General features: G+C 26.0%; 11 protein-coding genes. 4 read left to right on the top strand and 7 right to left on the bottom strand.

Annotation, left to right across the window (positions count from 1 at the left end; genetic code table 11):
- Positions 1 to 154: 154 nt before the first annotated feature.
- The 7 genes from KQI36_RS11920 to KQI36_RS11890 form a co-directional block, all read right to left on the bottom strand.
- Complete coding sequence (locus KQI36_RS11920; protein ID WP_216451066.1) at positions 155 to 1,414, bottom strand: Gfo/Idh/MocA family protein; 1,260 nt, start codon at positions 1,412 to 1,414, stop codon at positions 155 to 157.
- A gap of 49 nt (positions 1,415 to 1,463) precedes the next feature.
- Positions 1,464 to 2,558, bottom strand: a complete 1,095-nt coding sequence (nagA, locus tag KQI36_RS11915; protein ID WP_216451065.1) for an N-acetylglucosamine-6-phosphate deacetylase — start codon at positions 2,556 to 2,558, stop codon at positions 1,464 to 1,466.
- A 168-nt stretch (positions 2,559 to 2,726) separates the two neighbouring features.
- Positions 2,727 to 3,653: a 1-phosphofructokinase gene (pfkB, locus tag KQI36_RS11910; protein WP_216451064.1), complete on the bottom strand. Its 927-nt coding sequence runs from the start codon at positions 3,651 to 3,653 to the stop codon at positions 2,727 to 2,729.
- Between the two features lie 5 nt (positions 3,654 to 3,658).
- Positions 3,659 to 4,510 carry a class II fructose-bisphosphate aldolase gene (locus KQI36_RS11905; RefSeq protein WP_216451063.1) on the bottom strand — a complete coding sequence of 284 codons (852 nt, stop codon included), beginning with the start codon at positions 4,508 to 4,510 and terminating at the stop codon, positions 3,659 to 3,661.
- A 244-nt stretch (positions 4,511 to 4,754) separates the two neighbouring features.
- On the bottom strand, positions 4,755 to 5,933 hold the full coding sequence (locus KQI36_RS11900) for an SIS domain-containing protein (protein ID WP_216451062.1): 1,179 nt from the start codon (positions 5,931 to 5,933) through the stop codon (positions 4,755 to 4,757).
- A gap of 13 nt (positions 5,934 to 5,946) precedes the next feature.
- A complete protein-coding gene (locus KQI36_RS11895) occupies positions 5,947 to 6,933 on the bottom strand; it encodes a BadF/BadG/BcrA/BcrD ATPase family protein (RefSeq protein ID WP_216451061.1) in 987 nt (328 codons plus the stop codon).
- 370 nt (positions 6,934 to 7,303) lie between these two features.
- Positions 7,304 to 8,398 carry a HEAT repeat domain-containing protein gene (locus KQI36_RS11890; RefSeq protein WP_216451060.1) on the bottom strand — a complete coding sequence of 365 codons (1,095 nt, stop codon included), beginning with the start codon at positions 8,396 to 8,398 and terminating at the stop codon, positions 7,304 to 7,306.
- A gap of 378 nt (positions 8,399 to 8,776) precedes the next feature.
- Here KQI36_RS11890 and KQI36_RS11885 point away from each other — a divergent pair, with 378 nt between their 5' ends.
- The 4 genes from KQI36_RS11885 (at position 8,777) to KQI36_RS11870 (ending at position 13,766) form a co-directional block, all read left to right on the top strand.
- Positions 8,777 to 9,853, top strand: coding sequence for a M24 family metallopeptidase (locus tag KQI36_RS11885; RefSeq protein ID WP_216451059.1), 1,077 nt, complete (start codon positions 8,777 to 8,779; stop codon positions 9,851 to 9,853).
- Between the two features lie 185 nt (positions 9,854 to 10,038).
- Positions 10,039 to 10,836 (top strand): N-acetylmuramoyl-L-alanine amidase, encoded by a 798-nt coding sequence (locus KQI36_RS11880; RefSeq protein WP_216451058.1) that lies wholly within the window; start codon positions 10,039 to 10,041, stop codon positions 10,834 to 10,836.
- A 174-nt stretch (positions 10,837 to 11,010) separates the two neighbouring features.
- On the top strand, positions 11,011 to 12,243 hold the full coding sequence (locus tag KQI36_RS11875) for an aminopeptidase (RefSeq protein ID WP_216451057.1): 1,233 nt from the start codon (positions 11,011 to 11,013) through the stop codon (positions 12,241 to 12,243).
- A gap of 254 nt (positions 12,244 to 12,497) precedes the next feature.
- Positions 12,498 to 13,766 carry a hypothetical protein gene (locus KQI36_RS11870; protein ID WP_216451056.1) on the top strand — a complete coding sequence of 423 codons (1,269 nt, stop codon included), beginning with the start codon at positions 12,498 to 12,500 and terminating at the stop codon, positions 13,764 to 13,766.
- Positions 13,767 to 13,790: the final 24 nt, after the last annotated feature.

Raw genomic sequence — 13,790 nt, 5'->3', positions numbered from 1 at the left:
TATTTTTGTGCATTTTAAAATAAATAGCTTCATATTATACGCTTCGCTTTCACACAAAAATGGAGCTATTCCTTTTTAACCTATATCAGTTAAATTTACAACAGCTCCACTTTTATATTTAAGTTATTAAAATAAATCATACATTAAATATTAATTATATACCTTCTATTTTATTATTCCAAAATTCATTCATATTAACAACTTTCCCAGTTACCCTAGATTCTTCTGCTGCAAAGGCCATGACATGGCTCTCTACAGATTTTATAGCAGGGGTTTTTGCTTGACCATCTTTACCTCCTACTAATGCTATAAAATCCTCCATTATTTTTGTATCGCCACCTAAATGACCACTTTCAACAACCTCAGGAATTATAATCTTCCAATCATTTTCTGTAAATTTCTTAACTTCTATTACATTTTTACCATCATGAGCTCTTACTTCACCATTAGTAAACATAAGCTTTAAAGTTCTATTACAATCCTGTGTAAATGCACTTAGATTAAAAGTTGCTGTTATATTATTCTCAAACTCTAATATAGTTACCATATGGTCAACAACATTATTATCACACTTATAGACACATCTTCCATAAGGCCCACTTTTTAAAGCTTCTTTTAAATTTTCTTTTGTTGGTACCGGATGTACTACAGTTTTAAATATAGGTTTTTCGCCTAAATATAATTTCACTGCTGAATATGGACATTCTTCCTTATATTTACACTCTATACATTTGTCAGTCATTCCTTCTTTAAAATTTGAATTATTCATGTGAGATAACTCACCGAATGATGCTATTTTTCTACAGTTCGAATTAGAAAACCATAAAAGTATATCCATATCATGGCAACTTTTTGCAAGTATTAATGGACTAGTTTCATTACTGTTCCTCCAATTTCCTCTTGTAAAACTATGTGCAAAATGCCAGTAACCTATATTTTCATTATGTTGTATATTTACTAAATCACCTAATTCCTTTGAATCTATAATTGCCTTTAGCTTGCTGAAAAATGGCGTATATCTTAATACATGACATATCATAAATATTTGATTTTCATATTTTTTTGCAAGTTCTCCAAGTTTTATAATATCCTTTAATTTATTGCTCATAGGCTTTTCTAGTAATACATTATAACCCTTTTCTAAAGCTATTTTAGTTGGCTCATAATGTGATTCATCATTATTTGCTATTATTATTGCATCTGCCAGCCTTTCTTTTTTTAATAATTCTTCCCAATGTGAAAAAGTATTTTCATCATTTATGTTATATTCTTCTTTAAATTGATTTCTTCTAATATGATTTGGCTCAGCTACTGCTACGAATTCTAAAAGTTCTTTATTTTCTTTTGCATATGGTGCATATGCATACATACCTCTTGCGCCGGCACCTACCAATGCCACTTTGACCTTTTTCATTATAATTCCCCCAATGTTAAAACAAAATTATGTCATAAATAATATTTCTTTATTTATAAAATACAATCTTTCCTTTTTTATATGTTCTAATCACATCTAAATTTTCATCTAATATACAAATATCAGCTTCTTTTCCTAAATCTAAAGTTCCCTTCCTATTATTTATACCTAATCTTATTGATGCATTAGTACTTGTCATCGCCACAGCATCTTCTAAAGAGCAATTTGTGTAATTAATTATATTCTTAAAAGCATCATTCATTGAAATTGTACTTCCTGCTAAATTGCCTGATTTTAATCTTGCTTCATTACCTTTTTTTATAACATCTAATCCACCTAATTTATATATTCCATCTTTAAGCCCTCTAGCTCTCATAGAATCTGTTATCAATATAATTTTATCACTACCTTTTAATTTTAATGTTGTTTTTACTACATCTTTATTTACATGTATCCCATCACATATCATCTCTATCATGATGTTATCAAAATATAAACCTGCTGTAACTACCCCTGGATTTCTATGACTATGGCTACTACATCCATTATAAAAGTGAGTTATATTAAAATCCCTTATTTTTAATGCTTCACTAATTTTTTCAAAATTAGAATCACTATGACCTATTGAAGAAACTATGTTTTTACTTTTAAGATATTTAGTAAATAGAAAATCAATATCATTTTCTATAGCATAAGTTACTATTTTTATATTTTTGCATACCTCTTCAAACTTTTTAAAATCCTCTATATTAGGATTAACTATTAAGTGTTCATCATGAGCTCCTTTAAAACTTTTATTTAAAAATGGTCCTTCTAAATGAACTCCTAATACTTCAGCTCCATAATCATTAAAATTTTTCATATAATAATCTATTGTCTTTAAGGATTTTTCTATGTTTTCTTTACTTTCTGTTAATGTTGTAGGATAAAAAGATGTAGTGCCACTTTTCAAACTTTCTTTAGTAATACACTTTAACCCATCAACATCACCATCCATAGCATCTTTATTAAATCCACCATGAGTATGAATATCAATGAATCCTGGCACAGCTATACAATTTTTAGGTATTTCGATTTTTTCACCATATTTACTTATACATCCATACATTGTGTATATATAACCTTTTTTTATGACTTTACTCATAACACACCTCCATGTATTATAGGGAAACAAGCTCACATTTAAATTTATTTATTATTACTTCTTAATAGCATAATTTTGGAATTTTCAGACTTATCTTCACTCCTGTGATTGTATATATAGTTAGAGAATCTTCAATTTAAAGCTACAGCAATTTATATAAGCGAAAAACTAAAGTCTTATTATATCTATTTCTTTTTTTATTTTATTTACCATATTGTAATCTACCTTTCCTGTTTCTAAATACATAGCATTGCTTATTCCACAACTATTAGCTAATCTTAAGATATCTTCAATATGATATTTACTTTCAATTCCTGCAGCTAATCCAGCAACAACAGCATCACCACAACCAACAGTACTTGTTATGTTTATCTTAGGTATTTTTACTAAATAATTTCCTAAATCACCTACGAAAATCATTCCATCTCCTCCTAATGATACGGCTACATTTTTTGCTCCCATATTTTTCACAATATTAGCACCATTAACTACTTCTTCAATTGAATTTATTTTTATTTTAAGTAATTGCTCTAATTCTTTCTTATTAGGTTTTATGAGAAATGGTTTGCTATTCAATCCATATTCAAGAAATTTTCCACTTGTGTCTAAAATAAATTTCACATTATATTCTTTACACTTTTCTCCTATATTTCTATAATAATTTTCAGGCAGTCCTTTAGGTAAACTGCCTGATGCTACTAATATATCACTTTTAATCAGTTCAGTTTCTAATAAATTTTCAAACTTTTCTCTATCACTTACTGTTATCGTTGGACCACTTTCTAATATTTCTGTAGATATTCCTTTAGCGTTAATAATGTTAATGCATTGCCTTGTATTATCATTGATTTTTATAAAATTTGTATTTATTTTCTTATGTTTTAATTGATCATTTATTATATTACCATTTACTCCACCTAAAAACCCTATACAGTTAACCCTCTCACCTATTTCATTACAAACCTTTGCAACATTTATTCCTTTACCCCCTGGTGTTTTGTAATATTTTAAACATCTATGAACTTGTCCAATTTCCAAATCTTCAATAAAATAAGAAATATCAATTGAAGGATTCATTGTTATAATAGTTATCATAACTTCTATATCCTATTATAACTATTGCAAAGAATTATTTTTTCTTTTACAACATTACAAATTGCTTCTTTTCCATAAGGAACATATTTTCTTAAATCTATACAATTAGGATTTTTAAATAAATAATTTTTTATAGCATTTGTAAAAGGGACTTTTAATTCAGTTGCTATATTTATTTTATTTATTCCTAAAGCTATAGACTTTCTTATATCTTTTTCTTTTATCCCTGATGCACCATGAAGTACCAGTGGTAAATCTACACTGCTTTTTATTTCTTTTAATCGTTGAAAATTCAATTTAGGCTCTTTTATATATAATCCATGAGCAGTTCCAATAGAAATAGCTAAAGAATCTATATTGGTTTCATTAACAAATTTTATAGATTCTTTTACATTGGTAAAAAACTCCTCTCCTTCTAACTTTTCTAAATCATTAGTCATAACTACCCTTCCAAGTTCTGCTTCAACAGTTACACCTTTTAAGTGTGCATAATCTGTTATCTCCTTAACCAAAGCTATATTTTTTTCTAGGTTTAATTTAGAACCATCTATCATAATAGATTTAAATCCTAAATCTATACTTTCTTTTAAGTCATCTATATTTTCATGATGATCCAAATGAAATACCATTGGTATAGTACTTTTTTTCATAGCACTATTTGCTAATCCCAATATATAATCTTTTCCACAATACTCTATAGTCGAGGGGCTTATAGCTAAAATTACTGGTGACTTTAAAAATTCACACCCTCTTATTATACTTTGCAGTGTTTCCATATTATAAAAATTAAAAGCTGGAATAGCATATCCATTTTTTTTTGCATCTAAAAGCAACTTCTTACTATTAATAAATTCCATATAACACCTCATAAACCTTCAACTTAATTTTTTATTTTTCAAAATATGGGGTTCCAAGTTAAGTTTTAAAATTATTCATTTATCAAATGAGAAAACTCAAATTAATATTTTATAAATAACTAACAGATTATTTTAGTTAAAAAAGTTAAGAGTGAATAGTGAAAAGTTGTAGTTATTTTTCTCAACTGATAAAAAAAATTTGATGAATAAATTTAAATCTGAGCTTATTCCCCTATATATATCATCATTTTTCAAAGTCAAATTCATATATATTAACTCCTTTTACAACTCTATTAACAACCCCACTTGGACAGGGATTATCAATATTTATCCCCAAACTCCATCCTTTATAAAATGCTAAAAGTTGTCCAACTATTATATATTGTAGTGATTGTATAATATCAGTATAATTATCTTCTATAAGGGTATTAAAATTTAATAAATAGTCACAAAATCCTTCTATTTCATTTAACTCTTCTCCAACTGCAATTATAATATTTTCTTTCTTTTCACTATGCATTTCTTTTAATAAATCAATTTCATATTTTCTTTTATGCTTATCTTTTGAAATATAAAAAACGGTTACTGTTTTATCATTTATAACTGACTTTGGACCATGTCTAAATCCTAATGCAGTATCATAACTAGAATTTACCTTTCCATTAGTAAGCTCTAGCATTTTAAGTGCAGACTCTCTAGCTATTCCTTTTAAAACCCCTGTTCCTATATAAACTATCCTTTCAAATCCTTTCATTGCTATGTTTTTTATATTATTTATATTATTTGTTATAAATTTTTCATTTAAATTTATACAGTATTTAATACTAGATATAAGATTATCTATATTATTAATGTCAAATATTCCAATTGCAGTTAAAAGCATTGTAGTAAAACTACTAGTCATTGCAAAGCCTATATCATTACATTGTTTAGGCATTAATACAGTCAAATCTTCATCACTATTTCTAAATTTTTCATACAAATTTCCACTTTTATTACAAGTTATAATTATTTGATTTAATTTTTCCACCATTTTTTCAGCAATACTCACAGCTGCAACACTTTCAGGACTATTTCCTGATCTTGCAAAAGATACCATTATAGTTTCTGTATCCTCATATAAATATTCTAATGGATTTAATACTATGTCTGTTGTAGCTATACATTCTACAGACTTTTTAAACTTTTTACTTAAATATGGTCCAATAACTTGTCCGACAAAAGCTGAACTACCAGCACCAGTTAAAATTATTCTAGTTTCTTTTTTACTAAATTTTTTCAAAAAATTTTGTATTTTATAAGCTTGATTTTTTATATTATCTAAACTTTGCATCCAAACTTCATTTTGTTGAAATATTTCTTTTAGTGTATAATATGAATTTCTTTCTTTTAATTTTTCTAATGGAATTCCCACTTTTTCCACAATATACCTCCTGTTATATAATATGTTCATTTTGCTTACATAGGATTAAATTATCAATAAAGTTATTAACCTTATTTATATCATTATTAATACTCTTAAACGCCATTAAGCAAGCACCTAGCTCTGGAGGAAGTATTGGTTTTACTAAAGTAATATTCTCATAACATAAACTATTCATTAGTGGTGTAAGTATTAAGTTTTTCGATTTAAATACTCCTCCTGAATAAGACAAAAATATTTCTTCATCTCCTTTGAAATTTTTAATAAGCGCCTTTACAATATTACTTAACTCCAAGGAAGCTTTGGTAAATACATTTTTACATAATACATCGCCTCTAGTTGCTGCTTCAAAACATAATTTTGATATTTTTGCTATTTCTTTTCTTTTATCTATTAAGTCATTAGAAAAATATTTTATAATATCAAAGTTGTTATTTAAATTAAAGTATTTTTTAATCAAGTAATATAATAATGTCTTTTCATATCTTCCATCACACTGTTTTGAAAAAATCTCTAAAGTTTTCTTTCCTATCCAATAGGCTGACCCTTCATCTCCAAATTCTGGACCCCAACCACCAACTCGAGTTATTACACCCTCCTCATTTAAAGAAATACCAATTGAACCAGTTCCACTTACAATATGAATTCCTTTTTTTCCAATAAGAGATCCATTAATACTTATTATTCCATCATTTTCAACTATAAACTTTTTAACAAAATGAAACTCTTCTTTAACTATTTGATCTATAATTTTCGTTACATTTACTACTTCTTTATAACTTGGCATTCCTAAACCTACAACAATATCATCTTTTTTTATATCATTTATATTGCATAAAATTTCTTCCACCAACTGATGTAGTACTGTTTTTATACCATCTTTTCCTATTTGATAATAATTTAAACTTCCTTTATACATTGTATATTTAATTTTTCCATATTCATCACATAATACTGCTTTTGTTTTACTTCCCCCTCCATCTATTCCTAAAAAATACAAAATCTCATCTCCTAAAAAATAGATTTTCAATCTATACTTTCCTTTCAAAATTCACTTAAAATATCTACCTAGTTCTTTTAGAAAGTTTTATTTACTTATATCATTTTCAAAACTTGGATACCCAAAATAGTGAGACATGCTCTGAATCACCCAAATTCAATATTACATTTTGTATAAAATTATTAAATAAATTTAAATTAGAGCTCGTTTCCCTATATTTATATATATTATAAATATAGAAATTATACCTATATTTTTTATTTATATATGTTATGTGATTCCACAGTCTTAATCTAAATTAAAATAAAAAAGGATGTTTCAAAACAAAATTCAATTTTATTTTGAAACATCCAAATTATAATAAATTTAATTATAAACTTAAATTAACATCTTTTAAATCATCTAATTTATATTCCACTCGACGCTGTAAACAATCTATATTTTTAAGTTTAACATTATTTATTTTTGCAGTAGCTAATAACTCTCTTTTTAAATTTAATATACTTTTATTATAGTTTTCATTTTTAACAATATCAGCTATATAATCAATATATTTAACTTCATAACTTTTACATAATGCTGAGGCTAATACTCCTCTCATTGTTTTTGTATTTTCTTTTTCAAGCAATTTAAAACATGTTTCTGCTGAAAAATCTGTTTTAACACTCTCAAATACCATTGATATATATAATTTAATTGACGTATTATTACATTCTAACATTTTTTTATAAACAGCTTGTATAACTGTATCTCCACCAATTTTACTTAAAGCTTCTCCTATAACTTCATTAGTTAAATCATCATTTTCTTTTAATTTTGAAATTAAAATATCTATACAACTTTTATTCCTTAATTCACCTAATATATAAACTAAATAAATTATATAATACTTGCTATTTTCATTTTTTAATTCTTTGACAATATAATCCAAATTCAAATCTTCCCTATCACTTAAGATTTTACCTATATTTATTCCTTTATTATAATCAAAGTCATTTTCTTTTCTTTCTTCATTGTTTTTTGCCAAATCTTTTAATTGTTTTAATAAGTTTTCAGTTGAACATTCATCTAAAGTTTTTAATTTATTATAATGCTCAAATAATTCCAAACTACTATCTTTATTAATAAAGAATTTTTTTTCTTGTATTCTATCATAAAAACTTTCTATAATATCAATTCCTTGTTTAATTGCTAATGTCACTATGTTATTTTTAAAATATATATCTTCACCATAATCTAAACTCATTAGTTCATTAATTTGAGTTTCGTTAATATTTAAATTTTCACAATTAGCCATTAAATAATTTCTTTCAAAAGAATCGTCATACTTTCTTATGGCGTCAATAACCCTATCAATAACCTCACTATCCCTAGAGTAACTCTCATTAAAATAACTTAATGCTGCACATCTAACAATAAAATCATTAGAGTTAATTAAACCTTTCATATAATTCTCATTTACCATTAAAATGCACTCCCTTCTAATATTAAAGAAATTTAGTTATTTTACAAACCAATGTAAATATTTTGTAATCATTTACATTATTATACTACATACTTATTAATATAACATAAACAATATGTAAATTATGTAAATTATTTCAACTCATATATTTATCTTATAATTTTTATACATAAAACACATAAATAAATTAAAGATTTATTAATAAGGTTAATAAATCTTTAATTTATTTGTATATTTTTAATTAAATATATATTACAATTATTATATATATGGTTATTAGTTTATTTGTTAAATTATTTTTTAAAACTTAAAAAACCATATAATTATGTAAGTTTAATTAAATTTTAAATTAATATAAATGTATTGGAGGAGATTATTTTGAAACAAAATAGACTTAACAAAGTTATAGAGGGAATGAATGATAGAAAAATAACTCAACTGCTAATATCTGATCCAGCAGCCATTTTTTACTTAACTGGAAAGTGGATTCATCCTGGTGAAAGATTGTTAGCATTATATTTAAATATTAATGGGGATCATAGATTATTTATAAACAAATTATTCCCTGTACAGGAAGACTTAGGTGTTGAAAAAGTTTGGTTTGACGATAATAGTGATGCTGTAGAAATAATAAATAACTACATAGATAAAGACAAAACTTTAGGTGTTGACAAAAATTGGCCTGCTCGTTTCCTTTTAAGACTTATGGAGCTTAAAGGTGATTCTAACATAGTAAATGGTTCTATAATAATTGATACTTGTAGAATGTTTAAAGATGAAGAAGAAAGAGACTTAATGAGAGCATCTTCTAAAATTAACGATATGGCTATGGAAAAAATACAAACTTATATAAAAGATGGACTTAGTGAAAAACAAATGGCTTCAAAACTTTTGGAAATATATGAAAATCTTGGAGCTGAAGGATTTTCCTTTGACCCTATAATAGCTTATGGAGCAAATGGTGCAGATCCACATCATGGTAATGATAATTCTATGGTTAAAGAGGGAGATTCTATAATTATAGATATGGGATGTGTAAAAGATTCCTATTGTTCTGATATGACAAGAACTGTATTTTATAAGAATGTATCAGCAAAATCTAAAGAAGTCTTTGAGACAGTACTTGAAGCTAATAAAAAAGCTATATCAATAATTAAACCTGGCGTAAGATTTTGTGATATAGATAAAGCTGCTAGAGATTATATTGATTCTAAAGGATATGGCAAATACTTCACTCATAGAACTGGTCATTCAATTGGACTTGAAGTTCATGATCTTGGTGATGTATCTTCTGTTAATACTGATGCTGTTCAACCAGGAATGATATTTTCAATTGAACCTGGAATATATATTCCAGGTGAAGTTGGAGTGAGAATAGAAGATTTAGTTCTAGTTACAGAAGATGGTTGTGAAATTTTAAATGAATTTAATAAAGAATTAGTAGTTATAGGATAATTTTTAATGTACTATCTTAGAATAAATTTTATTATTTTAAGATAGTACATTTTTTATTTATATAATATAAAATTTAATTTATTATTTTAAATCATAAATTATACACTAACATAAATGTATTATCATATTATATTATGTAAAGTATCTTATATACAAAATGTACTGATATAAAAGAGGTGCAAATTATGAAAATTGGGGGAAGATCTGGCCATAATCCATTAGCTCCAGGTGCTAGTGGTATAATTGATGAAACTACTGAGGCTAGAAAAATATTCTTATATTCTAAAAAATATTTAGAAAAATATCATCAATTTATAGATTGTTACCCTGGGAATATGAATGACGCTAATATAGAATTAATGTGGGGTATAAATAAAGCTAATTCATCAAATGTAGATTTTTTCTATTCTATTCATTTAAATAAAGCGTATGATTCATACAACGGGGCTATTGGTTCAGAAATTTGGGTTCATCCAAATTGTAGCCAAGCTACTAAAGATAAAGCTAATAGAATATTGAGTAATTTTCAAAAACTTGGCTTTATCAATAGAGGCATTAAATTTTCAACTGAACTTGCAGAACTCAACTCTACTTCTATGGAAGCTATGATAGTAGAATGTTTTTTCTGTGAAGCAGTAAAAGATGTTGAATTATATAAAAAATTTGGTGAAGATAAATTAGGTTTTGCTATAGCAAATGGAATTGATCCTACAATACAAAACTCTCCACCAACCCCTGAGGTGAATAAAGTGAAAAATTTAATTATATATAACAATGATATAGATAAAAGAGCTGCAGAATATTTAGCTGATTTTCTACTTTCTCCTGTAGTAAGAGAAAGTAATTATAACGCCGCTACAATGCCTGCTGAAAAAATTTTTGTAGTTGGTGGTGGTGTAAAAATTAAAGGCGATATTAGATTAGAAGGCAGCGATAGATATGAAACTATTAAGGCTGTTTTAAAATATATGAATAAATTATAGAGTTTTATTTAAAGTAGGAATGGGTATATGTCCATTCCTATTTTTTTATCAATACTTTACAAATAAAAATATTGATTATTCAAATTTTTTTGCTAATATGTTCTTAATATATTATAATTAATGTATTTTATAAAAAATATAATTGAAATATAATTTATTTAGGAGGAATATAAAATGAATAATTTCCAAGAAACATTAATGAAATATGCAGATCTTGCAGTTTGTGTTGGTATAAACATACAAAAAAATCAAACTTTAGTTGTTAATTCCCCTATTGAATGTGCTGAATTTGCAAGAGCTATATCTGAGTCTGCTTATAAACATGGTGCTAGAAATGTTATAATTAAATGGAATGATGAAAAAGCATCTTTAATAAAATTTTTAAATGCTCCAGAAGAAGTATTTAACGAATTTTCTAAATTTGAAGCTGCTGAACTTGAAGACTTGGCAAAAAATAATGCTGCATTTTTAAGCATATACGCACAAGACCCTGAAATTTTAAAATCTGTAGACCCTTCTAGAATAGCATCTGCTAACAAAGCCCGTTCACTAGCTACTAAAGCTTTTAGAGAATATACTATGAGTAGTACTGTTGCATGGAATGTAGTGTCTGTTCCTACCGAAGCATGGGCTAAAAAAGTATTTCCTGAAGTTTCACCAAAAGAAGCTGTTGAAAAATTATGGGAAGCTATATTTAAAATAGTAAGAGTTGATAAAGATAATCCTGTTGCTGCTTGGAATGAACACCTAAAAACTCTTGAAAAAAGTACAGCATTTTTAAATGAAAAGAAATTCAAAAAATTACATTATAAATCAAGCATCACCAACCTTACTATAGAACTTCCTGAAAATCACATTTGGTCTGGTGGTGGAGAATACAATGGTAAAAACACTTTTTTTGTTGCTAATATGCCGACTGAAGAAGTTTTTACGCTGCCACTTAAAACAGGTGTTAATGGAACTGTAACTAGTACTAAACCTCTTAATTATGGTGGAAACTTAATTAATGATTTTACTTTAACTTTTAAAGATGGAAAAGTTGTTGATTTTACAGCAAAAGAAGGTTATGAGACATTAAAAAAATTATTAGATACAGATGAAGGTGCTAGTTATTTAGGTGAAGTTGCCTTGGTTCCTTTTGATTCTCCAATTTCTAATTCAAATACAGTATTTTATAATACATTATTTGATGAAAATGCTTCATGTCATTTAGCATTTGGAAATGGTTATCCTACATGCTTAGAAAATGGAAGTGAAATGTCTGAAGAAGAATTTAAAAATGCTGGTGGTAATACATCCTTAACTCATGTTGATTTTATGATAGGATCAAAGGATCTTGATATAATTGGAATAACTAAAGAGGATGAAGAATTTTATATATTTAAAAATGGTAACTGGTCATTTTAATAAAAAATAAAGTTTTAAAGGGAGTGTCTTTAAATGATGAACCTCCCTTTTTTGTAGTTCACAATTTAAATTTAATAGTACTTTTTTATTGTTTTTATAATATGAATATTTATATAAGGCATATAAAAATATAAAGTTAAAATTATTACACTATATGTTTATAAGACAATAAATTTTATTGGTGTAGTATAAAAGATTAGCAAAATATAACTTGTTATTTTTAGTATGTTTAATTATTTTTTTATGAGGTAATTATGAATAATAATAAATTTGACTGGTACGTTCTTGATAATGCAGGCAAATTATATCCCTCAATAATGTCTTGGAGGGTTACCACTGTTTTTAGAATTTCTGCTACTTTAACTATTGATATAGAACCTAAACTATTACAAAGAGCTTTAAACAAAACAATTAATAAATTTCCTTTTTTTAAAGTGAACTTAAAGCCAGGATTATTTTGGTATTATTTTGACTATGTAAACTTTTTTCCTACAATTGAAAAAGAAACTTATTATCCTTGTACTGGAATGGAGCTTAAAAAGAAAGGGAACTTTCCATTTAAAATTTTATATTATAACAAAAAAATTTCTTTAGAAATTTCTCATTGTATTACTGATGGTCATGGGGCATTAATATTTATGAAAAGCTTACTATATGAATATTTTTCTTTTAAAGATATTATAAAAGAATCAGAAGAAATTAATAATTACTCTTCTAATTTATTTTTTGAAGATTCCTTCAAAAAACATTTTAATCCAAATGTACCTAATCCATCGCCACTACCTTTTGCTTTCCATTTCCCTATGGAACTAGACTCTAAAGGTATATATTATATAGTTACAGGTTCTCTTCCTTTGGACAAAGTACTTAATATTTGCAAATCTAAAAATGCTACTGTTACAGAATTTTTCTTAGCAGTATATTTTGAGACAATACTAGATTATATTAAATTGTTAGAAAGATTTGACTTACCATTTAAAAAGTCACCTATAATACTAAATGTACCAGTAAATCTTAGAAAAATTTACAATTCTAAAACCCTTAGAAACTTTTTTATTTCTATAACACCAATGATTGATCCAAGATTAGGTGACTATACTTTTGATGAGCTTTTAATCTATATCAAAAATTATATGTATATTAATACTGATAAAAAGCAAATTAATCAATATATTAGCAAAAATGTTAAAACAGAACTTTTCTTTTTAAATAGAGCAGTTCCTCTTATATTTAAAAATTTATTTTTACCTATTGCTTATAGCACTTTTGCTGAGGGACATTATACCAGTGGCCTTTCCAATTTAGGTAAAATAACTATTCCTCAGGAACTATATCCTTATATAGAAAAATTTGAAGCATATCCTCCACCCAGTGAAGGTAATAAAATTAAACTTGTTTTATTAAGTTTCAAAAACAATCTTTATATAACTTTTGGCAAAGTGACCACAGATTCAAATATTGAAAGAATATTTTTTAATAAACTTAGGAAAATGGGCATACCTATAAAAATAGAAACCAATTAATATAAATATATATTTTTCTATATT

Source organism: Clostridium senegalense, from assembly GCF_018916625.1.
Taxonomy (GTDB): Bacteria; Bacillota; Clostridia; order Clostridiales; family Clostridiaceae; genus Clostridium_J; species Clostridium_J senegalense.
This window is presented reverse-complemented; position numbering and strand designations above follow the sequence as displayed.